The 25417-nt window shown below is 55.1% G+C and carries 22 protein-coding genes; 10 read left to right on the forward strand and 12 right to left on the reverse strand.

From position 1 onward, the window contains the following. The first annotated feature begins 32 nt into the window (after positions 1 to 32). Both FKW31_RS05710 and FKW31_RS05715 read left to right on the forward strand, forming a co-directional pair. Positions 33 to 701, forward strand: coding sequence for a glutathione S-transferase family protein (locus tag FKW31_RS05710; protein WP_003628165.1), 669 nt, complete (start codon positions 33 to 35; stop codon positions 699 to 701). A gap of 4 nt (positions 702 to 705) precedes the next feature. Beyond that, positions 706 to 1920, forward strand: a complete 1215-nt coding sequence (locus FKW31_RS05715; RefSeq protein WP_150178033.1) for an NAD(P)/FAD-dependent oxidoreductase — start codon at positions 706 to 708, stop codon at positions 1918 to 1920. 3 nt (positions 1921 to 1923) lie between these two features. Here FKW31_RS05715 and rsmI read toward each other — a convergent pair whose 3' ends face one another. Continuing rightward, on the reverse strand, positions 1924 to 2892 hold the full coding sequence (rsmI, locus tag FKW31_RS05720; protein ID WP_035351545.1) for a 16S rRNA (cytidine(1402)-2'-O)-methyltransferase: 969 nt from the start codon (positions 2890 to 2892) through the stop codon (positions 1924 to 1926). Between rsmI and FKW31_RS05725 the strand changes: the two genes are divergently transcribed. Then, on the forward strand, positions 2880 to 4256 hold the full coding sequence (locus tag FKW31_RS05725; protein ID WP_150178060.1) for a penicillin-binding protein activator: 1377 nt from the start codon (positions 2880 to 2882) through the stop codon (positions 4254 to 4256). The genes rsmI and FKW31_RS05725 overlap by 13 nt on opposite strands. A gap of 85 nt (positions 4257 to 4341) precedes the next feature. Here FKW31_RS05725 and FKW31_RS05730 read toward each other — a convergent pair whose 3' ends face one another. The 3 genes from FKW31_RS05730 to FKW31_RS05740 all read right to left on the reverse strand — a co-directional run bounded on the left by FKW31_RS05730 (position 4342) and on the right by FKW31_RS05740 (position 7616). Continuing rightward, positions 4342 to 5946 carry a tetratricopeptide repeat protein gene (locus tag FKW31_RS05730; protein WP_150178034.1) on the reverse strand — a complete coding sequence of 535 codons (1605 nt, stop codon included), beginning with the start codon at positions 5944 to 5946 and terminating at the stop codon, positions 4342 to 4344. Positions 5947 to 6084: 138 nt separating this feature from the next. Further along, complete coding sequence (locus FKW31_RS05735) at positions 6085 to 6675, reverse strand: CarD family transcriptional regulator (RefSeq protein WP_006115983.1); 591 nt, start codon at positions 6673 to 6675, stop codon at positions 6085 to 6087. Between the two features lie 65 nt (positions 6676 to 6740). Beyond that, on the reverse strand, positions 6741 to 7616 hold the full coding sequence (locus FKW31_RS05740) for a bestrophin family protein (RefSeq protein ID WP_006115982.1): 876 nt from the start codon (positions 7614 to 7616) through the stop codon (positions 6741 to 6743). Between the two features lie 144 nt (positions 7617 to 7760). Here FKW31_RS05740 and fghA point away from each other — a divergent pair, with 144 nt between their 5' ends. Further along, on the forward strand, positions 7761 to 8627 hold the full coding sequence (gene fghA, locus FKW31_RS05745; RefSeq protein WP_150178035.1) for an S-formylglutathione hydrolase: 867 nt from the start codon (positions 7761 to 7763) through the stop codon (positions 8625 to 8627). 5 nt (positions 8628 to 8632) lie between these two features. Here fghA and FKW31_RS05750 read toward each other — a convergent pair whose 3' ends face one another. The 3 genes from FKW31_RS05750 to FKW31_RS05760 are packed head-to-tail and all read right to left on the reverse strand — an operon-like array spanning position 8633 to position 10988. Beyond that, positions 8633 to 9217, reverse strand: coding sequence for a YdcF family protein (locus tag FKW31_RS05750; RefSeq protein ID WP_150178061.1), 585 nt, complete (start codon positions 9215 to 9217; stop codon positions 8633 to 8635). Between the two features lie 44 nt (positions 9218 to 9261). Then, positions 9262 to 10209, reverse strand: a complete 948-nt coding sequence (locus FKW31_RS05755; protein WP_150178036.1) for an ABC transporter permease — start codon at positions 10207 to 10209, stop codon at positions 9262 to 9264. Further along, a complete protein-coding gene (locus tag FKW31_RS05760) occupies positions 10206 to 10988 on the reverse strand; it encodes a cell division ATP-binding protein FtsE (RefSeq protein ID WP_082823138.1) in 783 nt (260 codons plus the stop codon). Before FKW31_RS05760 ends, FKW31_RS05755 begins: the two co-directional genes overlap by 4 nt. A 168-nt stretch (positions 10989 to 11156) precedes the next feature. Here FKW31_RS05760 and FKW31_RS05765 point away from each other — a divergent pair, with 168 nt between their 5' ends. Next, on the forward strand, positions 11157 to 12239 hold the full coding sequence (locus FKW31_RS05765; protein WP_238332748.1) for a zinc-ribbon domain-containing protein: 1083 nt from the start codon (positions 11157 to 11159) through the stop codon (positions 12237 to 12239). Positions 12240 to 12297: 58 nt separating this feature from the next. Here FKW31_RS05765 and FKW31_RS05770 read toward each other — a convergent pair whose 3' ends face one another. Beyond that, positions 12298 to 12693 carry a hypothetical protein gene (locus FKW31_RS05770; protein ID WP_089178867.1) on the reverse strand — a complete coding sequence of 132 codons (396 nt, stop codon included), beginning with the start codon at positions 12691 to 12693 and terminating at the stop codon, positions 12298 to 12300. Between the two features lie 235 nt (positions 12694 to 12928). Here FKW31_RS05770 and FKW31_RS05775 point away from each other — a divergent pair, with 235 nt between their 5' ends. From FKW31_RS05775 to FKW31_RS05795, 5 genes are read left to right on the forward strand one after another with little or no spacing between them, the layout of a single operon-like run. Then, positions 12929 to 14779 carry an ATP-binding protein gene (locus FKW31_RS05775; RefSeq protein ID WP_150178038.1) on the forward strand — a complete coding sequence of 617 codons (1851 nt, stop codon included), beginning with the start codon at positions 12929 to 12931 and terminating at the stop codon, positions 14777 to 14779. After that, positions 14763 to 16760 (forward strand): response regulator, encoded by a 1998-nt coding sequence (locus FKW31_RS05780; protein WP_150178039.1) that lies wholly within the window; start codon positions 14763 to 14765, stop codon positions 16758 to 16760. Before FKW31_RS05775 ends, FKW31_RS05780 begins: the two co-directional genes overlap by 17 nt. A 46-nt stretch (positions 16761 to 16806) precedes the next feature. Further along, positions 16807 to 17406, forward strand: a complete 600-nt coding sequence (hslV, locus tag FKW31_RS05785) for an ATP-dependent protease subunit HslV (RefSeq protein ID WP_006115974.1) — start codon at positions 16807 to 16809, stop codon at positions 17404 to 17406. After that, positions 17406 to 18719, forward strand: coding sequence for an ATP-dependent protease ATPase subunit HslU (hslU, locus tag FKW31_RS05790; RefSeq protein ID WP_006115973.1), 1314 nt, complete (start codon positions 17406 to 17408; stop codon positions 18717 to 18719). Before hslV ends, hslU begins: the two co-directional genes overlap by 1 nt. Further along, the gene (locus FKW31_RS05795; RefSeq protein ID WP_006115972.1) at positions 18719 to 19162 is read left to right on the forward strand and encodes a SufE family protein; all 444 of its coding nucleotides are present in this window, start codon (positions 18719 to 18721) and stop codon (positions 19160 to 19162) included. The genes hslU and FKW31_RS05795 overlap by 1 nt, the downstream gene beginning before the upstream one ends. Before the next feature lie 126 nt (positions 19163 to 19288). Here the strand turns inward: FKW31_RS05795 and FKW31_RS05800 are convergent, their stop codons facing one another. The 4 genes from FKW31_RS05800 to FKW31_RS05815 form a co-directional block, all read right to left on the reverse strand. After that, complete coding sequence (locus FKW31_RS05800) at positions 19289 to 21616, reverse strand: xanthine dehydrogenase family protein molybdopterin-binding subunit (RefSeq protein ID WP_150178040.1); 2328 nt, start codon at positions 21614 to 21616, stop codon at positions 19289 to 19291. Further along, positions 21609 to 22085, reverse strand: coding sequence for a (2Fe-2S)-binding protein (locus tag FKW31_RS05805; protein WP_006115970.1), 477 nt, complete (start codon positions 22083 to 22085; stop codon positions 21609 to 21611). The genes FKW31_RS05800 and FKW31_RS05805 overlap by 8 nt, the downstream gene beginning before the upstream one ends. A 20-nt stretch (positions 22086 to 22105) precedes the next feature. Further along, complete coding sequence (locus FKW31_RS05810) at positions 22106 to 23434, reverse strand: cytochrome c (protein WP_035351529.1); 1329 nt, start codon at positions 23432 to 23434, stop codon at positions 22106 to 22108. 404 nt (positions 23435 to 23838) lie between these two features. Next, positions 23839 to 25311: a mannitol dehydrogenase family protein gene (locus FKW31_RS05815; RefSeq protein ID WP_150178041.1), complete on the reverse strand. Its 1473-nt coding sequence runs from the start codon at positions 25309 to 25311 to the stop codon at positions 23839 to 23841. Positions 25312 to 25417 lie beyond the last annotated feature (106 nt).

The raw sequence follows: 25417 nt of genomic DNA on the forward strand, positions 1-25417 counted from the left end.
GTTGGGGCAGGCAATGGCATAAATCATCGGGTATGCGTACCCTCTTTCATTTTCCCCTCTCTCCTGCCAGCCGTACTGTTCGGCTTGTACTGGCGGAAAAGCGCCTGCCGTTTGAGGCCATTATTGAACGGGCATGGGAACACCGGCCCGAATTTTTGGCCATGAACCCAGCAGGTGATGTGCCGGTTCTGGTGGAAGATAATGGGCTGATTGTGCCGGATTCGTATGTGATCTGCGAATATCTGGAAGAAGCATATTCCGATACGCCGCTGCTGGGGCGTACGCTGGCAGAACGTGTGGAAGTGCGCCGCGTAATGGCGTGGTTTGATACGCTGTTTGCGCGCGAAGTTTCTGGCCGATTTATTGATGAGCGGGTGATGAAGCGCCTAAGCGGCCGCGGCAACCCAGATGGCACCGCGCTGCGTGAGGCCTATGCCGCCATGCGCCCGCTTATGAAATACGTGAATGATCTGGCAGAAAACCGGAACTGGCTTGCTGGTAATTTTCTGTCTCTGGCAGATTTTACGGCCGCTGGGCATCTGTCCTGCCTGGATTTTATTGGCGATATTGATTGGAGCAAGGTGCCAGCTGTGCGGGACTGGTACGCACGCATGAAGTCTCGCCCCTGTTTCCGTCCGCTTCTGGCAGATCGGGTTTCTGGCATAACGCCGCCTGAATATTACACCAATCTGGATTTCTGATCTTTTGAAACACCAAACGGCGTGGCACGCGCCAGATGTGCTGGTTATTGGCGGCGGTGCCGCAGGGCTTATGGCTGCCATAACGGCAGGCCAGCATGGGTGCAGCGTTGTTGTGGTGGAACACGGGCCGGAAGTGGGGCGCAAAATCCTTATTTCCGGTGGTGGGCGCTGTAATTTCACCAATACAGAAATACGGGCAGACCGGTTTTTGTCTGCCAACCGGCATTTTGTAAAATCAGCGCTCAGCCGCTATAAGCCGGAAGATTTTCTGGCTTTGTTGGCCAAACATGCCATTGCATGGCACGAGAAAAAGCTGGGCCAGCTTTTTTGCGATCATTCAGCGCGGGATATTGTTTCCATGCTGTTGGCAGAATGTGGCGCAGCAGGCGTGCGTATTCTTACAGATACACGCATTCGCCACGTCAGCCGCTCTGGTGATGCCTTTCGGGTAGAAAGCTCTGCCGGTGAGTTTCAGCCAAAAGCCGTTATCTTGGCTACGGGTGGGCTTTCCATTCCCAAATTGGGGGCTAGCAGCTTTGCGTATGATGTGGCGCGGCAATTTGATGTGCCCGTTATCAAACCAGAGCCGGCCCTTGTACCACTGGTGTTTGATCAGCCGCAGGATGGGTGGTTGAAAACGCTGGCTGGTGTTTCTCTGCCCGTGCGTGTGACGTGTGGCAAAACAGCTTTTGATGAAGCTTTGCTGTTTACGCATCGGGGGCTTTCTGGCCCAGCCTTGTTGCAGATTTCTTCCTATTGGCAGGCGGGGCAGGCTGTAAAGGTGGATATGCTGCCGGAGCAGAATTTGGCAGCCTTGCTGATGGGGCTGAAAAAAGCTGGTTCCAAAGCCAAGGCACCAGCAGCTTTGGCCAGATGGCTGCCGCAGCGTTTGGCCGCTGCCTTGGCAGCGCAAAAGGCATCTGAGCGGCCTATGGCGGAATGGGCCGATAAAGATATTCAGGCCTTGGCGCAGCGTGTGCAGAACATGCAACTTTACCCCACAGGCACAGAAGGCTTTGCCAAAGCAGAGGTGACGCGTGGCGGGGTGGATACACGCGCACTGTCTTCTCGCACCATGCAGGTAGAAGCTGTGCCCGGCCTGTTTATGGTGGGTGAAGCCGTGGATGTTACGGGCTGGCTGGGCGGCTATAACTTCCACTGGGCATGGGCCAGCGGCCACGCTGCGGGGGAAGCCGCAGCGCAGTTTCGTGCTGTGTAGGTTTTAGCTTTTTGCAGCTTTAATTTCGGCAGCCAGTTCCAGAGCGCGCGTATAAACGGTGCGCTTTGGCAAACCCGCTGCTGTTGCCGCCAGTGCTGCGGCATCCTTAACAGAATGTGTTTCCAACAGGCTACGCAAGGTGGTGTCCAGATCATCTTCAGATGTCTGCTCCGGCTCGGCTGGGCCAAGGAGCACGGTTATTTCTCCGCGCGGGGGTGTGGTGGCGTAAAAGGCAGCTAGGTCACCCACAGTATCACGCCGCACTTCCTCAAATTTTTTGGTCAGTTCTCGCGCTACAGCACAGGGGCGTGTGGGGCCAAAAATTTCCGCCATATCAGCCAAAGTTTCAGCCAGCCTATGCGGGGCCTCGTGCCAGATTAGGGTTGCGCTCAGGCCCGCACGTTCCGCCGCATGTAGCTTGGCAAAACTTTCCTTGCGGGCTGATGAGCGCGGCGGCGGAAAGCCAATAAACATAAACGGATGTGGTGGCAGGCCAGAAAGTACAAGTGCTGTTAATGCAGCGTTTGGGCCGGGTACGACTGTAACGGGCACATTGGCTTCTATGGCAGCGCGCACAAGGCGGAAGCCGGGGTCTGATAGCAGGGGCATGCCGGCATCAGAAACCAGCGCAATGTTGGCGCCATCTTGCAAGCGGGCAATCAGGCCGGGAATACGCTGGCGCTCATTATGTTCATGCAGTGCTTCGGTGCGGGCAGAAATACTGCGTTCTGTTAGCAGCCGGGCGGTGGTGCGTGTATCTTCACATAGAATCAGGTCTGCACTGGCCAGTGCTTCGGCACCACGCGGGCTGAAGTCTCCCAGATTGCCAATGGGGGTGGCAACCAACGTAAGACCGGGGCAAGAAGGCGCATGACTTGGCGGCTTTCCTTCGCTATGGAGGGGGGAAGTCCGGTCGCGGTGTTCATCAGGCCGGTTGTTTGTGGAGGACGATCTTGATGATGACGCGTGCATGTTCGCTCCTGTCTGGACTTTCCGGCCAAGGTCTGGCGGGAAAACAGACATGGCGCAAGGCCGGTCTGGCTGCTTTGGGCATAACCGGCATGGCTTTGGCTGGCTGTGCAGACCAATCTCCCTCTGCTGGTGGTGGGGTTTCTAAGCCTGTAGCCAGCCACAAAATTGGGGTTCTGCTGCCTCTTAGTGGCCCAAATGCCGGGCTGGGGCACGAACTGCTGGCGGGTGCGCAGCTTGCAGTTGGCAACACAGCACCTACGGACCCAACAGGGTTGCAGTTAGATGTGCATGATACAGCCGCAGCCGGTGGGGCATCTGGCGCGGCTACTGCTGCTGTAAGTGCCGGGGATGGCCTGCTGCTTGGCCCGCTTACCAGTGGTGATACCGCAGTTGCGGCACCCGCCGCACAGTCTGCCGGTATTCCGGTTCTGGCGTTCACCAGTGATATTTCTCAGGCTCGTTCTGGTGTGTGGATTATGGGTATCACGCCAGAAGATCAGGTGCAGCGTCTGGTAGAACAGGCACGCCAGGATGGGCGGCGTAAGTTTGCGGCGCTTTTGCCCAACAACCCGCTAGGCCATGCGCTGGGGAATGGCTTGCAGTCTGCTTGCCATGATCAGGGTTTGCCAGAGCCCACAATTGTGTATCACTCCGGCACGGCGGCCAGTATTTCGCAAAGCCTGCGTGATATTTCCAATTACGATACGCGTTTGCAGGCTGCAAAAGGCAACAGTAGTGAGCCAGCGCCTTACACGCCAGATGCAGATGCCGCCAAAACGGCAGACAAGCTGCCTTCTAATCTGGCGGCAGCATTGGGCACAGATGGTAGCGCACCAGCAGCGCCAACAGATACGCCCAAGGCAGAGACTCCCAAGTTAGAAGCGCCACCTTTTGATGCGCTACTGCTGGGTGATACCGGCCTGAATCTGAGAAACGTGATTGTGGCGTTGAACGAAACCCAGATCAGCCTGCCATCCGTGCGTATTATGGGGCCGGGCCTGTGGGCTGCTTTTGCCACTAAGCTGGGGGCCATTAAAGGCGCATGGTATGCCGCGCCAGATCCTACGTCTCGCCAGGCTTTTGTTACGCGTTTTATGGCGGTTAACCACCATATGCCCAAGCCATTGGCCGATTTGTCTTACGATGCTGCCAATGTGGCCAAAACCGTGGCGCAGAGTGGTGCTTCTGGGTATCCGGCCAGCGCACTTACGCGGTCTGAAGGGTTCTCTGGCGTCAATGGTCCGTTTACGCTGCTGCCTGATGGGCGTGTTCGTCGCGCTTTGGGTGTGTTTGAAGTGATTGGCGGTGGCAGCCCTGCCAAAATGCAGAGTGCTCCAGCAAAGGCCAGCGCAATATCTGGTTAATCTGGTTGTATTTGTAATAAAAGCTAAAAAGGGCTGCCTGATATATTTTCAGGCAGCCCTTTTTATTTGCTGTGCATAAAAGAAATTATTTTTTGTGCTGTGCCAGAATGGTTAGAACCTGCGCAACACGTTCCACCACATCATCCCACTTTCGCGGGGTGGTCTGGCGAATAATCTGCAACGTAGGGTACCATGGGCTATCTGTGCGCCCACTCAGCCAGCGCCAGCAGTTATCATACCGATCCATCAGCAAAACCGGCTTACCTAATCCGCCAGCCAGATGCACCACAGAGGTATCTACCGTGACCACAACATCCAAAGACATGATGAAGGCCGCTGTATCATCCATATTGTGGAGGAGATGTGTGGGGTCATACAATACCATGTTGGGCGGTGGGTCATTCATCTGCTCGGCATAAGGGCCTTTTTGCAAGCTGATGAGATTAACGCCTTCCACATCTCCCAATGGAGAGAGTGTGTGCAGGTTTATGGAGCGCCTGCGGTCTACAATATGGGCTGAAATTGTATTGGGCCGTGGTGCACCGCCCCATACCAGCCCCACATTCAGGTTATCATTTTCAGGCAGAAATTTTGCCAGTTCGCGCACTTTTATGGTGTCTGCCCGCAAATAGGGCACGGGCGCACCCATGGCATCTGGCGTGGCAGAAAAAACGCGGGGCAGGCTGATAAACGGGCAATGCCAATCAAACGGCGGGGTAGTGCCACCTACCTGCACAATTTGCGCACCAACAATCCGATTACAGAGTTCGCCCAGTGTTTCTGGTACCCATAAATGTGGGATGGCCCCCCGGTCTGAAAGTGGCTTGATGTAACGCAGATACATTAAAGTATCTCCAAGCCCTTCTTCCTGCGTAATCAGGATACGCTTCCCCCGGATATCCGTATTCGGCCCAAGCGAAGGCATAAGAGTGCTTGGCGGCAGGCTGGTATGGCCGGGCAGGCGCAAGCGCCATTCATGTTCTGCCCAACCTTGTGCATAACGCCCGGCTTTAAGCAGTGTAATGGAGTGGTTCAGGCGGATTTGCGGTTCCGTAGGACGCAGAGAAATGGCACGCCGATAGTAATCCAGCGCTTCATCCAGCCGCCCTTTGCCTGCCAGCATACATCCGATGTTTGAAAGTGTGCCTGCATGATCTGGCTGCGTTTCCAAAACATTTTGGAGGTGTGCCAAAGCTTCATCAAAACGGCCTTGTTCAAGAAGCGCCATGGCCAGCAGGTTGTGGGAGTGCATGCTGTTGGGCCGTAGGTCAACAGCATGGCGTAACAGGCTGATAGCTTCATCAAACTGTCCGCATTGCACCAGCAAATTGCCCAGAATATCATAAATACGGGCATCCTGCGGCGTGCGCTCCAGAGCAGCACGGCATACAGCTTCGGCTAAGGGGCGTTTGTCCAGTTCTGCCAGCAGATCACTCAGTGCCTGTAGCGGATGCTCCGTGCCAGCATGGCGGGATGCAATATCGCATAGAATTTCTGCGGCTTCTTCCGGCTGGTTAGTGCCTGCAAGGCAATATGCATACAGGGTTTTGGCCAGATCATTATTGCTGGTGCTCAATGGTTCCAGAACAGCAAGCATTGCGTTGAAGTGGCCCGCAATAATTTCTGTACGCGCGCGCCGCAACGTCAGTTGATCGGGCAGGGTAGGGGCAGAAGCAGCAGGAGTATTCATGATGGCATTAGGTATCGTTTAAAACAGATGAATGAATAACACGAGGCAGGCAATGTGTAGGCAAGAAAAAACCCGACACGATAGTGTATCATGCCGGGCGATGAACCTGAATGTCTAAAGTAACGGAATGTAAAAGGTTCAGGCAGCTTTCATAACTGCTGTCAGGGATTCCAGAACTTCAGTCGGGTCTTTCTTTTCCAAAACGGCCACTTCGGCCACAAAACGTTCCTGCGCGGCTTCAAACAGCTTGCGTTCGCTAAAGCTGCCATCCAAGCTATCTACGTTGCGGCGTAGATCACGCAGCACTTCGGCAATCTGTACCAAATCACCCGAGTTGATTTTTTCCTGATATGCCACGGCGCGGCGGGCCCACATGCCTTTGCTAACATGCGGCTTACCCTTGATAATGGCCATGGCCTTATCTACAATCTCGCGCGAGACAATTTTGCGCAGGCCAGCCTTACGGGCCTTGCTGAGCGGGATGCGCAGTGTCATCTGGTTGCCGGGGAAGGAAATCTGGATTACTTCCAGCTTCGTTCCGGCAATTTCATCAACCCCTATCCGGTCTACCCGCCCCACGCCATGGGCGGCATAGACAATGGCATCGCCTTCCTCAAAAGGATCTTCATCCTTTACTTTTGTTTTTGCTTGGGCTGCCGTAGCAGCTGCAGCGGTGCGTGCCATGGCGTCTGTCACGCCGCCTTTAGGAGGTGCTCTGAACGTGTTCATAGTTATAGCTTATAGCATAAAACCGCAGCGTTGTCTTGTAAAAGAGAAAACTGCGGTTCTGCTATTCAGTATTGTACGCCGTTTACAGCGCCAAGTGGTGGGGCTGTTGGGTCTCCGGTAGGCTGGGTGACGTCAATTTCAATATTTCGTGCCATTGTTGCCATGGGCAGCGCATGCGGTGTGCCAGAAAAAGGTTCCTGCAGGTCATTCGCACTTTTATCCAGTACCAGAAACAGGCAGCCCACCAGTGATGAACCCAGCGGCGTAATCCATTCCAGCGTCTGCACCATGGAAAGGGGCAGCACGATACAAAAGATATTTACCAATGTGCGCGGCAGGGCTGAAAACTGCATGGGCAAAGGCGTATTGCGGATACGCTCCAAACCACCCTGCGCGTTGGCAATGTCGGACAAAATGCGGTCAATCTGTCCATGCACCGCGCCATCAATGCCCTTTTTATTAACTTCTTCCGTAACGCCCAGCCCAATCTGATACAAAATAGCATTGGGCTTGTTGCGATAATGAACAATCGCATCCTGCATATAAGGCGGAAGCAGGCGCTGGATATCGGCCGAGGCATCTTCCTTTCCCAATGCCATGCGCAGGGCGTGGGGGTAGGCGGCAATGGCGTACATCAGATCATGCCGGTCTCCCAGCAATGTGCCCGCCTGTCGGCCAAAGGAGCGGCAGTTATTGGTAATAGCGCCCCACAACGTGCGGGCCTCCCACCAGCGGGCATAGGCGCTGTTGCTGCGGAACCCCATGAACAACGCCAGTGCAGAACCAATAAGGGAAACCGGCAGGCTGGGCTGTTCCATCCACTCCTGATGGAACACCTGAAAAAGCACAACTACAATTAAATCCCACCCTGCCATAAGCAGGATAACACCTAGAATTTCTTTTCCGATAATGCGTAGCCCGACCCTTTGGTCAACAATCATTCACAAATCCTCGCGTGTCACAAAAGCGTTCTTGCCTGAACCTATATCAACATGGCACGAAAAAAGGAGTTTCTTAACAATACAGATATTTATTTCATATTTTTCAGCATGAGTGCGGATTTTTGAAGGATCAGGAGGGCAGAAATGGATACGCAACCAACCAGCTTGCAACTGCGTGAGGAGCATGAATGCCACGGTGGTAAAGTGCAGTTTTATGAGCACTTTTCCCATACTCTGGGGCTTGCCGCCCGGTTTGGTGTGTTCTTGCCGCCCGCTGCATGTCTGGGGCAGAAGGTACCGGTTGTCTATGCACTGGCTGGGCTAACCTGCACGGAAGAAACATTCCTGATCAAATCCACCGCACTGGCAGAGGCTGCGCATTTGGGGCTGGCATTGGTGGCTCCGGATACATCACCACGCGGTGCAGGCGTGCCGGAAGAAGATAAGGATTGGGATTTAGGCACCGGCGCTGGTTTTTATCTGGATGCCACGCGAGCGCCTTGGTGCAAACATTACCGTATGGGCAGTTACATCGCGCAGGAACTGCCAGAAATTGTGGAGCAGGCGTTACCGTTGGATAGTGCGCGGCGTGGCATTATGGGCCATTCCATGGGGGGGCATGGTGCGTTGATACATGGTTTGCGTGCGCCGACCTTCTGGAAATCCATATCCGCTTTTGCGCCTATTGTGCATCCGGCGGCTGTGCCATGGGGGAAAAAGGTATTTACCGCGTATTTGGGGCCAGATCCGGCCATGTGGCGGGCATATGATGCGGTGTGCTTGTTGGAAGATGGCTACAAACACCCCAATGCCATTCTGGTTGATCAGGGTAAGGCAGACCAATTTCTGCAACGCGAACTTCAGCCGTGGCACTTGCAACAGGTGGCGGAACAGGTGGGGCAAAAATTGAACCTACGCCAGCACGCGGGGTACGATCATTCCTATTGGTTTGTACAAAGTTTTGCAGCAGACCATTTGCGCCACCATGCAGAAAACCTGAAAGTGGGTTAAATTTTTCAGGAATGGAGGGTGCGGCTCAGGCTGGGAGAGGTAAATCCGCCCAGTGCGCCCAACCATTTGAGATATTCCAAAGCCAGAAGCTGCAAAGATGAACGACGCAGAGGATGTTCCATGGCTGGAGGCAACACCGGATAGGGGTACAGGGTGACATCAGGCAATGTGCGGCTGAGTTCCAGCAATGCGCGGCGCATGTGGTAACTGGCTGTAACAACAATGAGCGAAGTAATATGGTTATCAGCAACCCAAACGGCTGTTTCCGTTGCGTTGCCAATGGTGGAGCGTGCCTGATAGCCAAGAGTAATACGTTCTGCCAAAGCCGGAGGCGCGGTGGAGGGTAAAAGTGCGCCCAGTGTGGTCTGGGTGTCCACGCCGGAAATCAGCAGTCTTTCACCCTGATTACGCGCTAGCAGATTAAGCGATGTATCAATGCGGCCCGCGCCACCTGTAAGCGCAACAATGCCATCTGCATGGGGCAAATAGCTTGGGGGGCGCAGGGCATCATTTACAAACCAGCCAAATCCACCAGCAAATGCAAAACAGGCTAGCAATGCCAGCCGAAGTAAAAGCCGCACAAAAAGCATGATCGGGCCAGAAGGGCGTGGCCCGGATGGTTTGTGGTGAGGGATTAAGGGAGCCGCCGTAGCCATAGGCGTACCATGCTTTGTGTTGTAACCCAGCAGATAAAGGCCGCAACAAAGGGCAGTGCAGCAAAGGCAACCAGCATATCTGTTGGAATAACACTTTGCAGAGTGTGCCAATCTGGCAGCAACAGCGTGTCAGACTGGAGTGAGATATTGGCAAAAGGTGCTGCCATTCTGAACAGAACCAGCAAAGGCACCATAGCCAAAACAGTGCCTGCCAAGCTGCCACCTAGCCCCAACATAGCTGTGCGCCAAGCAAAACGACCGGCAATATAGCCATCGGATGCACCCAGCCCATGCAGGATTTTAATAATATCGCGCCGGGTTGAAAGGCCTGCCCGTGTCGCAAGGCCGGTTACAAGCGTGGCAATGCCACCAACGGTTAGCAATGCCAAACCCGCACAGGCCAAAAGGCTGTTTGCCAGTGCCCTCAGACGTTCTCCCCAGCTTGCATTATGCTCAACAATGGTGCCAGGCACATGCGCGGTAAGGGTTTGCTCCAGATCTTTAGGGAGCTGCGCATTGTCTGGCAGACGAATGCGGATAATGGCTGGCAGAGGAAGGGCCGAATTATCCGCTTCACCCAACCAAGGTTCTAAAAGCCGTGCCAGTTCCTCTTTATCCAGACGGTGCATCACCGAGCCGGGAGGCAAGGTGTTGAGGTCTGCCAAAACGGCTTCTGCGCGGGTGGGGCCTGCGGGTTCTTTTTTGCTGGCAGGGGTAAGAGGTTGATCTGGGTCTGGCACCTGCACGGTAACAAGCTGGGCAGCACCTCCGGCCCAGCGGGCAGAAAGCGCACGCGCACCTGTTGCTCCAGCAAGGGTTAAAGCTGCCAAAAAACTCATCATGGCTACAAGCGCAAACAGGCTGCGGTCTGGTAGGGCTTCGGAAACAGATAAGCCATCCTTGCGGCCAGAAAAGGGCAAAATCATATATCTGCCCCTTCATCCTGCACCAGTCTGCCACGTTCCAGATAGAGGGCAGGACGTTGCAGCCTGCGTATCAGGGCCTCGTTATGCGTGGCCACAACCATGGTGGTACCCATGTCGCTGAGTTCAGCAAACATATCCAGCAACCGGTGGGCTTGGCTTTCTTCCAGCGCGTTGGTGGGTTCATCTGCCAAAATCAGGCCGGGGCGGTGGATAATGGCGCGGGCAATGGCTGTGCGCTGTTGCTCCCCGCCAGAAAGGCTGGATGCGGGGGCATGCAGGCGCTCACCCAATCCTACCCATTTAAGAATGGCTTGGATTTCATCCTGAATTTCATCTTCAGGGCGTTTTTGCAGGCGCAAAGGCAGGGCCACATTATCCGCCACGCTCAAGCCGGGGATAAGTTTGTAATCCTGATGCACCATGCCGATTCTCTGCCGCAGGCGCACAAAATGCGCACGCTTTTCCGCCTTGGAAACAGGTTTACCCAAAAGCAGCATACGCCCTTGCGTGGGCAGTGTTTCAAGGTGCAGTAGGCTGAGCAGGCTGCTTTTACCTGCGCCCGATGGGCCAAGAAGCCAGCGGAATCCCCCTTGCGGAATAGAGAAGGAAAGATCGGACAATACCAGCGCATTCTGCTTTTTGCCCCGCCGCCATGAAACGTTTTCCAGACGGATCATGCTGGAACCATAAAGGACGGAAGTGGCGTAAAGCGGAGCGATTGTTGCATGTATGTAGTGTAACCGACAGGCGGGGGAAGTGTCGATTGAAAGACACAACATACTGCTTAATAAACGGTCTGTTCCATCTTTTTGGCGCGATGTCTGGCGCGAACGGGCGTTACCTGTGCTAAGGGGGATGCCAAATCTGTTCTTCCGTTCGATGCCTTAGCCTCGCATCTGCGTGCAGCAGGCGCAGGGAGGAAGGCAGCCTTTATCAAGAGAGTGTTCATGAAGATCGTCTGTCCTTCCTGCGGTGTGGCCTATCAGGTTCCAGAGGCTCTTCTTGCCAAAAGGCAAATGCTCAAATGCTCTGCCTGTGGCGTTAAATGGCGGGTTCAGATCCCGCAGCCTCAGCCAGAACCTGTTGCGGAACCTGTGCCGCATGAACACGCTCAACCCCAATCTGCACAGCCAGAAGCAACAGCACCACACAGCGCGCCGAAAGAAAGTGCGCCACAAAAAAAAGTGGATTCTCCCACGGCACCTTCGGAAGCTCCTGCTGTCGATAGGCCGGATTCGGAGCTTCCACCACCCGTAACAGAACCTCCGGTACCGCAGGCACCTGTTCAAGAACCAGTTGCTACGCAAACAGCCGAAGCATCTGCGCCGGTTGCAGAAGTGTTGGCACCTGAAGCCGTTCAGCCCTCGCCGGAACCTCAGCCTGTTCCACAGCAGTATGCCCCGGAAATTCCAAGTGCGCCCGTTACTGAATCGACGCCTGTAGCAGAGCCGGAATCTTCTTCTGCGTCAGAGCCAGAAAAGCCAGTTGCGCCGCCGCCTGTTTCGGAAGCCCCACAGCCCACAACTGTGCGGCAGGTGCATGTTAAACAAACACCTCCGCCGTATGCTCAGCCGCATGTGGAGCCAACGCTATCGGCGGCAGCAAAACCTTCTGCTGCGCCTACGCCTGTAGCAGCACCAGAACAGCCGCAGATCAGAGAGCCCGCAGCACAAACGGGCCAACGTTATGAGCCTTTGCGTAAGGCATCACCCGCTGCGGAATCCGCCGCCCCGCGTGTTGCGCCAGAAGCAGGGGCCGCAAACCCGCCGCGGCCTATGGGAATGCCCAAAGTGCGGCCGGAAGTTGCACAGGCCTATGCTCAAAGTGCGGCGGCGCATGTTGCGCAACCTCAAGCACAATTGGCGCGCAAGCTGGATGTGCGTGGGCTGATTTTAACGGAAAAATTCTGGAAAATAGCCTGGATTATCAGCGTTGTTCTGGCTGTTATCGGTTTTGTGGCTATCTGGCATTGGTGGAATGCCATTGTGCATGCATGGCCTGCTGCGGCGCGCCTGCATCATGCAGGCTAATACCTGATACGAAAAGACGCGCGTGGCTTGCTAGGGATAGAGTAGGCTTGCGCAGCGTTTACATGCTGCGCCCGGCCAGTGTTGCCAGAGTAGCGCCTGCAGCAGCCAAAGCCATTAGCATAATACCATCCCAGATCAGGCCGCTGGCCGTTAGATCATGCCCGGCAATGGCAAGATGATGTGGAATGGCGGAAGCCACATTGGCAATGGCATCTCGCGCTTGCGGATCTGCCGATGCAGCAGATTTGGAAAGTGCGCCAACCAGCGCGGGCAGGGCGGCCCATGCTACACCTGCAATCAGCAACAGTGGGGCAAACAGCTCGGCAACCTGTTGCACAAAATAGAACGCAAAATAACAGACAGACCAAATGGCTGTGCGCACAAGGGCAAAGCTGGAAGTGCCAGAACGAGAGGCAGCAGAAGACTGGGAAGAAAGGGGCATGCGCGTGTCCATTGGTATCGTTCCTTGCCGGCAGTAACAGGGCCGAGTGGTTTTGCTGTATCCAACCCACAGAGCGCGCAGGCGGACTATTCTTGCCATCTATATACAGGCACAGGGTAAAGCATGCCAATGGATAGCCATATGGCGCATGCAAAGCATGTTTTTATATGGGTAACGCATTCGCGATGAGGGTGTGCAGGAAGATTTTTGTTAGAATATATTTTTTACACTGACCTCTCGGAAGGGCATGTCAGCGGCTTTTATGCCGGTGGCCGGTAAAATTATGGATTTTCTTTCCTGCTCCATCCTGTTTGCTGGGGTGGACGCGGCTTGGCAGGCACATCTTGAAACTCTGCTGCAGGCGCGTGGGTTGCGTGTAAAAAGCGTGGCGGATGGCCGTTCTGCCTTTGCCGGGTTTGATGAAGATCTGCCTGATCTTCTGGTTGTGCCAGCACGCTTGCCAGATATGCCCGCTACCCAACTTTGCCAGCGGTTGCGTTTAAACGCGGCCACGCGGGGTATTCCTGTAGTGGTGGTGTTGCCAGAAGCCAACAGCAGGCAGGAATCCGAAATTCTGGAGCGCGGAGCAGATTGCTGCTTCAGCATGGCGGATAATCCGCTTTTACTTGTTTTTCGTATCTGCGCGTTGCTGCGTGAATATGATGAAGACCTTGCCGGGCGAGAGGGCGTGGTTTTTCGCCAGCCGCGCATTGTTATCATGACAGCGCCGGGCGGCGTATTGTGGGCGTGGTCTGATAGGCAAAAACCCGCAGATTTTGAGCCAGCCAGAGGCGGCCAACCTTATCTGGTGGAGCTTCTGCAACAAAATGGGGAAGACGCTCTGCTGGTGGAAGATCCGGAAAAGCTGGATCTTTCCGGTATTGCCGGCAGCCGCGCCTGCCCGGATTGTGTGGTGGTGGATCTGGCCTGCCCGGCATTTGATGGCTTGGCGCTTGCCCGCACCATAGCGGCTTTTCGCAGGCGCAGCCGCCAGTGCACGCGCATTATGGGCATGGTGGAGCATGGTGGCCTATCTGGTGAGCAAGTGGCCCGTGCATTTCATGCCGGTATAGATGATCTGCTAGATGCCGATACGCCAGTAGATTTGCTGGTGAGCCGCATTGGCAGCCTTGTGCGGCGCAAGACATTGCAAGATGAAGCCCGGCGGGAAGAAGCGCATATAGAAAGTGCTCGTGCGCGTATGGCGCTGGCCGATGCCCTGCGGCGCGTCAATGCAGATCTGGCAGCGGCCAATCGCAAGCTGATAGAGGCGCAGGCCAAACTGGTGCAGTCCGCCAAAATGGCATCATTGGGGGAACTGGCTGCCGGTATTGCGCACGAATTTAACAACCCATTGGCGTTTGTGCTGGCGCATGAAAACACGGTCAAACGCAGCATGGTTAAGGCCCTGCATGCTGTGAGATCGCAAGATCTGGTAACGGCAGAAACCGCATTGCAAAAGGGGAGCGAACGCCTATCTGCCTCTCTTATCGGTCTTTCACGCATGCGGGATCTGGTGGCCAGTTTACGCCGTTTTTCCCGCTTGGAGGAAGGGGAGTTTCGCCGTCTGGATGTGCCAGAGGCCATAGGCATGGTGCTTACGCTGCTTGCCCCCAAGCTGGGGCAGGATATTGAGGTCACCTGCAAGCTGGAGGCTCCGCCAGAACTGGTGTGTCAGGCGGCGCTGGTAAATCAGGTGGTCATGAATATTGTAAGCAACGCCGCAGATGCCATTTTGGACACACGGCGCGAGACGATTCAAAGCTCCGAGCCTACGCTTCCACGTGCAGATCGTATCCTTATCACCTCGTTTTTGGAGCAAGCCGAAACCGGCAAAGGTGAAGAATACGTGATCCAGATAAGCGATACCGGGCCGGGTGTGCCCAAAGAGTTGCAGGAACGTGTTTTTGAACCGTTTTTTACCACAAAACCTGTAGGGTCTGGTACGGGGCTTGGGCTGGCCACGGCATACGGTGTTGTGCAGGCCCACGGCGGCAATGTTGTTGTAACCAATGCAAGCACGTTGGGGGGCGCCTGTTTCACCCTCCGCGTGCCATACAGAGCAGGAGAGGAGAGGCGCGGTGATAACGTTGCCTGACCTAAAACAGCGTCCCATCGTGCTTGTGGTGGATGACGAACCGGAGATTCTGGTTGCGCTGACAGACCTGCTGGAAGGGGCCTATCATGTTCTTTCTGCCTCATCGGGAGAACAGGGTTTGGCGTTGCTGCGTGAAAACCCAGATGTAGCGGTTATTATCTCGGACCAGCGCATGCCGGGCATGACGGGTGATGTCTTTTTGGCGCAGGCGCGGGATATTTCCGGTGCAGGGGCTATTTTGCTGACAGGATATGCCGATATCTCTGCCGTGGAAGCCGCGCTGAACCAAGGGCAGATTTCCTTTTTTGCCTACAAACCGTGGGATGATGAAACACTTCTTTCCATGGTAGGGCAGGCGGCTGCGCGCTATTTTCTGGAAAAAGAGTTGGAGTGTGAGCAGCTTTTGCTACGCGGGTTATTGGAAAACCTGCCATTTGGGCTGGCGTTCAAGGATCAGAACGGTTGCTTTATCCGCCTGAACCAGCAGATGGCGCGGGAGTTTGGCCGTAGCGTTGTCGAATGCTTGGGCCAGAAAGAAGAAGATCTGGTAAATGGCCCACGGCATGAAAGTCTGGAAGAAGCACAGCAGGCACTGGAAACATCTGGCCGGGATCAGCAGGTCTTGCAGCTTCCGGGGCCAGATGGGCAAAACCGCTGGCATGATCTTACGCGCGTGCGGTTGGACAGCTTGCGCAACGCCCCTGTGCGTTCGGGCTTGTTGTCCGATTATTCCATTCTGATTGATCGGGATGTGACAGACCTGCTGGGGCTGGAACAGCGCTTGCGGCAGGCCCAGAAAATGCAGGCAATCGGTACCTTGGCGGGTGGCATTGCGCATGATTTCAACAATCTGCTTACCGCCATTCAGGGTTCACTGGAGTTGGTGCAGGATCTGGAACCCCCGCGGGAGCCGGGTGTGGCGCGCCTGTACCAGAACGCCATGGAAGCTGCACGCCGAGGGGGCACACTTACGCGCAAGTTGCTAGACTTCAGCAGACCACGCCATTTGGTATGCCAGCGCGTGGAGGTGCAGGACGTAATGCAAAACCTCCAAGGCTTCATGAAGCAAGGCAAGGTGCCAGAAGATATTCGGGATGCGCTGGATTCTGCCTTGGTAGAAGGTAGCGGGCGCTTTAGCAGCGTGCAGTTTGCCTTGCCCGAAGAACCTCTGCCACCTGTATGGACAGACCCCGTGCAGCTTGAACTGGCGGTGTTTAGCCTGTGCATCAACGCCATTGATGCGCAGCCGGAGGGCGGCAGCACCAGCGTTTCTGTGCGGCAGGTTGCCCGGCTGTTAGGCCGACATGTTGGTAAGGATCATGCTGGCGCATGGGTGGTGGTGCAGGTTTCAGACAGAGGCGTGGGCATGACGGAAGAAATGCGTGCCCGCATTTTTGATCCGTTTTTTACCACCAAGGATATGGGGCAGGGCACAGGGCTGGGCCTGTCCATGATTTACGGCTTTATCAGCCATTGTGGTGGTGAAGTACGCGTAGAAAGTACACCGGGTGGCGGCACTTCTGTGGAATTGTGGTTCCCGGCCATGGATGCGCAGCTTTCAGCATCTCTCCCGCCCACTGCGGCTTCTGGTAATACCACGACCAACATCCGCACACTGGCAACCACCCCACAGGGCCGCGCTATTCTGGTTGTGGATGATGAGCCGGGCGTGCGGGCCGTAACGGCAGGTTTTCTGAGCCGCGCAGGGTATGAGGTCTTAGAATCTGCCAGCGGGGCAGAAGCTGTAGAAACCGTGCGCAACAGGCCAGATATTGCCCTTGTGGTGATGGATGTGATGATGCCGGGCATGAATGGGGGGGAGGCCGCACAGCGTATTCATGCAGAGCGGGCGGAACTGCCGGTGCTGTTTGTAACAGGTTACGCAGATCTGGGCATTTTGCCCGAAGGCGTGGCCGTGCTGCACAAACCTTATACGCGTGATGCGCTTTTAGGAGATGTGAAGGCCATGCTGGCTGCATAGGCCAACCCCTTGTTCTGGGCGCAATAAGGCTTATCTGAGGAAGATCATGCATACTCTTCATACAGCTTCCTCATCCCATGATCCCGTCGGCTGGCACGGGACAACCATTCTCTGCGTGCGGCGCGGGGCCGAAGTTGCCATGGCGGGCGATGGTCAGGTCACGCTAGGCAGCACGGTTGTAAAGGGCAATGCCCGCAAGGTGCGCCGCATAGGCCCGCAGGATAATATTCTGGCGGGCTTTGCTGGGGCTACGGCAGATGCCTTTACTCTGCTTGAGCGGTTGGAAGCCAAGCTGGAACGCTACCCTAACCAGCTTGAGCGCGCTTGTGTGGAGCTGGCAAAAGATTGGCGGACAGATCGTTATCTGCGCCGGTTAGAAGCCATGATGGCCGTGGCAGATGCCGAACATTCCTTTACCCTCACAGGCAATGGCGATGTTTTGGAACCCGAAGATGGCATTATCGCTATTGGCTCAGGCGGCAATTACGCACTTTCCGCCGCGCGTGCCCTGCTGACAGTTGATGGGTTGGGGGCGGAGGAAATTGTGCGGCGATCTATGAAGATTGCCGGTGATATCTGCGTTTACACCAATCATTCTGTCCGGGTGGAAACACTTAAGGCAGCCTCAGATCAGGAGAGCCGGTAATGGATGCTCCTAATTTTTCCCCGCGTGAAATTGTAAGCGAACTGGACCGGTTTATTGTGGGCCAGCAGGATGCCAAACGGGCCGTGGCCATTGCCATGCGCAACCGCTGGCGGCGTGCGCAGCTTTCTGAGGGCATGCGTGAAGAGGTTGTGCCCAAAAATATCCTTATGATTGGCCCCACGGGCTGCGGTAAAACGGAAATTGCCCGCAGGCTGGCAAAACTGGCTCAGGCGCCTTTCCTAAAGGTGGAAGCCACCAAGTTTACCGAAGTGGGTTACGTGGGCCGTGATGTAGACAGCATTGTGCGTGATCTGGTGGAAGTGTCCATCACCATGCTGAAAACATCGCGGCGCAAGGATGTTGAAGAAAAAGCTCAGCAGGCAGCGGAAGAACGCATTGTAGATGCTCTGGCAGGGGAAGGATCTTCTGCTGATACAAAAAGCAAATTCCGCAGCATGCTGCGCACTGGGCAGCTTGAAGACAAAGAAATTGATATTGCCGTAACCGAGCAGGCCCCTGCCGGAAGCGGTGAAATGCCCGGAGCCATGCCGGGGCAGGCCATCAATGTTGGTGATATGATGAAGGCCTTCATGAACCGTGGCCCCAAGCAGAAAAAGCTCAAGGTTTCTGTGGCACGGGAATATCTGAAGCGTGAAGAAGCAGACCGCCTGCTAGATGGTGAGGCTCTCACGCGGGAAGCCGTGGCGAATGCGCAGGAAAACGGCATTGTCTTTCTGGATGAGATAGACAAAGTGTGTGCCCGTGCCTCGGAAAGCGGCGCAAAGGGGGGAGATGTCTCTCGCGAGGGGGTGCAGCGTGATCTGCTGCCACTTATTGAAGGCACAACCGTTTCCACCAAATATGGGCCGGTAAACACAGACCATATTCTGTTTATTGCTTCTGGCGCGTTCCATCTGGCCAAGCCGTCTGACCTTTTGCCAGAGCTTCAAGGTCGTTTGCCTATTCGGGTAGAATTGCAGCCTCTGAGCCGCGAAGATTTGCGCCGTATTCTAACAGACCCCGAACATTCTCTGCTCAAGCAGTATATCGCCCTGATGGGAACCGAAGGCGTTACCCTAAACTTTGCAGATGATGCCATAGATGCGCTGGCTGAACTGGCAGCGGATATTAACGACCGTGTTGAAAATATTGGGGCGCGGCGCCTTGCCACAGTGCTGGAAAGATTGTTGGAAGATGTCTCTTTCACGGCATCGGATCGTAAGGGCGAAACCGTGGAAGTAAATGCTGCAATGGTGCAGGAAAAAGTCGCGCCACTGGCGCGCAAGGGAGATCTGAGCAGGTTTATTCTGTAATGGAAGCACCATTTGTAACGCCGCAGGAAGATACGGCAGAAGAAGCTATTGAGGCCATCCGCGATGAGCTGGAAATCTTTGATGATTGGATGGAGCGGTATCAGTACATCATAGAAATGGGGCGCAAGCTGCCGCCGTTTCCTCAGGAATGGTGTGATGATGCCCACCGTGTGCCCGGCTGCCAAAGCCAAGTATGGCTGGAAGAAAAGGAAGAAGACGGCAAGCTGTATTTTGCTGGTCTGTCTGATGCCGCCATAGTGTGCGGGCTGGTCGCCTTGCTGCTGCGCGTATATTCTGGCCGATCCAAGGCAGAAATTCAGGCAACAGATCCTAAGTTTTTGCGTGATCTGGGGCTTGTGCAGGCGCTTTCCACCAACAGAGGCAACGGGGTGGAAGCTATGGCGCGGGCTATTCGTTCCGTTGCGGCTTCTGCTGTGGCCTGAACAGAATGTGAATTGCGCTGCCTGCACACAGGTGGTGCAGTTCCAAATAAAAAACCGGCGTGCTGGAAAAATCCAGCCGCCGGTTTTTTTTATGTCTGCTTTAGAAAAAAGCGGAAGCCTGAAAAATCAGGCGTTCCCTTTTTCTTTTAGCGCTTTCAAAATGTCAGCCGGGCGTACAGGCAGGTGCCGCATACGCACGCCAACAGCATTGAAAATGGCGTTGCCAATAGCTGGTGCAATGGTGGTAACACCCGGTTCACCAAGCCCCATGGGTTTTTCCGTGCTGGGCAGGAACTCAATATCCATATCCGGCACATCTGTAATACGCAGGGGCGTATAGGTGTTCAGGTTGCGGTCACGCACGTTGCCGTTTTCAATTTCCGTGCCTTCAAACAGCGCCATGCTCAGGCCCCACAGCGCGCCGCCTTCAGTCTGAGCCAAAGCGCCGTCTGGGTCAATAATCGTGCCTGCATCCAGAACCAGCCAGATTTTCTGGCAGGTTACAACACCTGTTTCGCGGTCAACATGCACCTGTGCGGCGCCTGCTGTCCATGTAGGCATGTTGCGTTCCTGCCCGAAGGTGGTGGCAATGCCAATGGCCGTATCTTTAGGCAGGCTGACTTTGCCGTAACCGCACTTTTCCACCAGCTTTTTGAGCACATTGGCCTGGCGGGATGCGCCACCAACAGAGTTGGGAGCACTCCCTGCGTTGCGGCCTTTGCATGTTAGCAATCCAAGGCGGAAATCAACCGGGTCTTTCCCATAATCATGGGCCAGTTCATCCAGAAAGCTTTCATGCGCCCATGGTGTCCAGCCGGAACTAACCGAACGCAGCCAGCCGGGGCGGAAGGTGGCATCGGCCAGATCATTATCCAGCGCACGCACCAGAATGGGGCCAACGTCGTACCAATGGTCAGCGCCTGCAATGGCGAACTGATCGTATGGCTTGCCGTCTTCACCTTTTTCCATAAAGGCGGCAGCCATCACACCAGTTGGCCAACCAGCAGAAGCATGGTGTTCCCACCCGTTGATGGAACCATCCTTATTGACACCCGCGCGCACGGTCTGGATGGACGGTGAGCGGATGGAATCAAACAGCACGTCATCAGACCGGGTGAAGACCAGTTTAACAGGCTTGCCACCCAAGGCTTTGGAAATCAGTGCGGCAGGAACTGCGTAATCCCCGTTCAGGCGGCGGCCAAAACCACCCCCCAGCAGGTAGCTGCGCATCACCACATCGGATTCGGGAACCTGAAGCGCCTTGGCAATAACGGGCAGGAACAGTGTTTGCCACTGGTTGCCACAATGTACTTCCCACTTGCCTTCATGCAGGCGGGCAAGGGCGTTCATGGGTTCTAGCTGATAATGCAGTACGGAAGAGCACGTATAAGTGCGTTCCACCACCTTATCGGCTTTGCCCAGCGCTTCATCCACCCCGGCATCATTGAAGATGCGCGAACCGCCGGTTTTTTCGGCAATCTGCTTGCGGCCGTGTTCAATAATGTCCTGCTCGGTCACGTTGGCGGTTTTACCCGGTGTCCACGTGACTTTCAGGGCATCTGTTGCGCGGATGGCAGCAGGGTAGGAGGAAGCAAGAACCGCAACCCAGCCCGGCACCGTATTGGAAGGATCATCCAGTACAATGTAGCGGATATAGCCCTTAACCTTTTTGGCTTCCGTATCATCAACAGAAACCACTTTGGAGCCATACCGTGTGGGCGGCATTTTGGGGCGCGCGTAAACCATGCCTTCCAGCTTGGCATCAATACCATAAATGGCTGAACCATCTGTTTTGGAAGGAATATCCAGCGCTTTAACTTCACGCCCGATCAACCGGTGTTCAGATGCAGGCTTGAGCGGCAGCTTGGCCATTTCATCTGGCGTAAAGGTGCGGGTGGGGTGCGCACGGCTTACAATATCACCGTAGGAAATGGAGCGCTTGCCCGCAATAACCTGCCCATTACGTGCGATACAGGCAGAAGGTGCCACACCCAGCAGGCGTGCGCCTTCTTCCACCATGACGGTACGGGCTGCGGCACCAGCTTGGCGGAACTGATCCCACGTCAACCAGACAGACCATGAACCACCTGTAATCATCAGGCCCCATTTGGGGTCTGTATCTACATAGGTGATCCGAACCTTGTTCCAGTCCGCTTCCATTTCATCGGCAATAATCCGGGCAAGGGCTGTGCCAACATGCTGTCCCATTTCCGCACGGATAACGTTTACGTTCACCCAGCCATCTGGCGCAATGGAGCACCAGATTGTGGGTTCAAACGCACCACCGGCGGGCAGATTGCCTGCAGCCTGCGGATAAACCTGCGCAGCGTTACCCTGCCGCGCAAAGCCGAACATAAAGGCCGAGCCCATGGCCGTAAGCAGAAAACCGCGGCGCGTAGGCCCACGGCCAGCGGCCCGATCCTGCCGGGCTGCAATGCGTTCTAGCTTACCCATGAGATGCCTCCTCCTTCTGCATGGCGGCGGCGGCTTTTTTAATCGCCTTGCGGATGCGCACATACGTCATGCATCGGCACAGGCTACCGCCCATTACACCGTCAATCTGCTCATCCGTTGGGTTAGGATAATCTTTCAGAAGGCTGACAGCCTGCATAATCTGGCCCGACTGACAATACCCACACTGCGGAACCTGAATATCCTTCCAGGCTTCCTGCACAGGGTGCTTGCCTTCTGGGTGCAGGCCTTCAATCGTGGTTACATCAGCGCCTTCTATGGAGCTAACGGGCGTAATGCAGGAGCGGGTGGCGCGGCCACCCACCAGCACGGTGCATGCACCGCACTGGCCTACGCCACAACCAAACTTTGTGCCTGTCTGATCCAGATCATCACGCAGGGCCCACAACAAAGGGGTATCTTCTGGCACATCGACGGAAACGTCACGGCCATTGAGTTTGAATTTTATCATCTCTTGCTCCGTGTTCCGTCTTAGTGCGAAGAATTGACAGGAACTGGCTGGACGGTCTTGCGCACTTCGGCGGCCTTTTTCTCAAGGTTTGTCCACGGTGGCAGTGTGGTGCGGGTGCGGCGCAGATAGGCTGCAATGCGGGCCATATCCTTGTCAGACAGCGCATTGTAGAAGCTGGGCATGGCTACGCCAGATTGCCCTTCTTCCGCTGTAAGCCCACGCAGCATAACCTGATACAGGTTTGTGGGTTCATCCAGCCATAGTGCGTTGTTCAGCGCCAGATCCGGGCGGCCAAGAACAGGCGTAGGCGCTGCATTGTAATGGCAGGCCGCACAAGCACCCTGATACAGCTTTGCGTCTGGGTCCACATTCGGGCCGATCAGATCGGTTTTGGATTCTTCCATGGCGCGAGCCAAGGCGGCCTTATCGTTCTTTTCACGCTCGGCAGCGTGATCCACATCCGCAAAGTAATGCGCAATGGCATGCACATCTTCTTCCGGCACAGTGGAAAGGAAGCGATGCGGCACGGGGGACATAGGCCCACCAGCCGGGCCGTGCAGTGGTGCTACGCCAAAGCGCAGATACTGGAACAGCTCGTCTTCCGTCCATGTGGTGGGGGTTGGGTTGTGCTCGTTAAGAGCGGGCGCAATCCAGTTATCCACCACAGCGCCATCGTAGGCAGAGCCTTTCTTTTCGGCTCCCATAAGGTCACGCGGGGTATGGCATGCGCCGCAATGGGCGTTGCCTTCGGCCAGATAGGCACCGCGGTTCCACAGGGCATCATGCCGAGGGTCGGGCTTGTACACGCCGGGGCGCAGATACAGCAGCTTCCAACCCGCCTGAAGAATACGCAGGCTGAGCGGGAAAGGCAGTTCGTTCGGGCGGCGAGACATATGCACGGCTGGGCGTGTCATGATGTAGGCATACAGATCGGAAATATCCTGATCCGTCATCTTGGTGAAATGATCGTACGGGAAAGCCGGGATCAGATGTACGCCCTTGCGGGATACACCAAGATGCATGGCGCGGCGGAAGGCTTCTTCCGACCAGGCACCAATGCCCATTTCAACATCTGGTGTGATGTTGGAAGAATAGATGGCCCCAAACGGGGTATCCATTTTATAGTCACCAGCCAGTTCCGGGCCGCCGCCGTTATCTGTGCGGGTGTGACATTCGGCGCAATACCCTTCAGCCGCCACAATCCGCCCGCGTTCTATCTGCTCGGCAGAAAAGCTGGCGGGGTTTGGCCGCTCAATTGGTGCAATCGGTGGATACCACGCATAATATAAGAACCCGAGCCCCCCAAGGACCCCGGCCGCGGCTACTCCCGCTAGAAGACGTTTGATCACTCTACCCCCAATCCCGTGAAAAACGTACCATCTGGCGGGCAACACGTAAGCCTACGCGCCATGAGCCGATGGATCAGCGTCTGAGGTTCGTTTCTTGATTCAGGACAATTCTTATCTGGATTTGCGATGTAAATAAACGCATAGGTTCCACTGTATTACAGTGAAATTTGAATAAGATTTATTTGCCTGCTGAGAATATTGCAGAAAAACAGGGGTTTGATCTTTATCTATATTTCAATGAATATAGTTAAGCGTTGATTTTGCATGTATGCCATGCGCTCAGTTCTTGAAAGAAATCATATTTTTGCGATGAAAGGGGTCGTTGCGCTCTCTGGTCTGGCTGTGTTTGGTAGGCAGGGTAGGGAGCGCAACGGTAATTTAAGGCATATAAAGCCTAAGCTTGGTTAGTCAGCGTGCTGGGCAAGGGTTTTGTGTGTGCCTTGTGCACGAATGCTCTGGCGTAGTTTTACAACATCAGTTGCAAAATTGGGGTAATCTTTCAGGTTCCAGCCTGCAAAAACAGTCATCTGTAATCCTGCGGCCAGATCTTCTGCGCGTGCTAGCGCCAGTTGCTCTGCGTTGATGGCAGGTTCTGTAATGGTGTAGGGCGTGCCCTTATCCGTAGTGCCGCGCAGATATTCTAAAAAGCAAGCCGTGCCAAACGCCAGCCGCCAATGATCGCGCCCAGAGCCGAGAACCCCATTGACAGTATCTGTCAGGAACACAGGCAGTTTAGAGCCGCTATCGGAGGCAATGCGTAAAAGCTGATCTCCAACCGCCGGGTTGCGGAAGCGGTGCAGCACCTGCTGAGCATACTGCGCCAGAGAAAGACCTTTGGGCGGTGTAATGAACGGTGAGGCATCTTCGGTCAGAAAACGTTCCAGATGCCCCAGCAACAAGGTGTCGGCTATGGCATGAGGCACGGTGTCATACCCCATCAGCACGCCGGGAAGTGCCAGCATGGAGTGAGAGGCGTTGAGCATACGCAGTTTCACCTGCTCATAAGGCCCAACATCATCCGTAAACTGTACGCCCACAGTTTCCAGTTCCGGACGGCCTGCGCAGAAATGATCTTCGATAACCCATTGAGTGAAGTCTTCTGCAAAAATGGGCATCTGGTCGGCCACGCCTGTCAGAGCATCCAATCGTGTTATATCGGCTTCACCAACGGAAGGTGTAATCCGATCCACCATGCTGGATGGAAAGCTAACGTTTTCTTTTATCCATGCGCCCAAAATGGGATCACGCGCTGTGGCGTAGGTGCAAAAAGCTGTGCGGGCCACCTTGCCGTTATGGCGCAGGTTATCGCAGCTGAGCACTGTAAAGGGGCCGGTGCCGCTTTCGCGCCGCTGGCGTAGGGCTTCACATACCAGCCCGAATGCTGTTTCGGGTACATCACGCGCCAAATCTGCTTTAATATCAGGGTGATCCAGCGTGAAGTTGCCTTTGGCATCCAAGTAGTAGCCACCTTCTGTAATGGTCAGGGTGACAATTTTAATATCCGGATCTGTCAGGCGTTTAATGGCGGCAGCACGATCTTTGGCAGCATGCACATATTCTATAATGCTGCCGATAACACTGGTTTCATGGGAGCTATCGGGCGCAAAGGTGGTGAGGGTGTACAGGTTGTCCTGTTCCGCCATAATGGCTGCGCGCTTGTCTTCCCGCGCGGAGTTGCGCAATCCCACACCAACAATGGCCCAGCCTTGCTGGCCCTCACGCTCCAGAACTTTGTTGATATACATGGCCTGATGGGCGCGATGAAAATTGCCCACGCCAAGATGCGCAATGCCTGCTGTGGTTTTCTGCCGATTATAACGCGGCGTTGTAACCTGAACAGGAAGCTGATGCAGTGTGGCGTTGGAAAGAGGGATCATGAAAACTGTGTACCTCGCTTTAAAATATCTGTTGGTGAATAATGTTGGGGCAAAACGCAGCATAAGCAAGAAAGCTGCGTATGTGAGGCTTGAAAGTGATGGGGCT

It is taken from the genome of Acetobacter sp. DmW_136 (genome assembly GCF_008690365.1).
In the GTDB taxonomy this organism is placed as follows: Bacteria; Pseudomonadota; Alphaproteobacteria; order Acetobacterales; family Acetobacteraceae; genus Acetobacter; species Acetobacter oryzifermentans.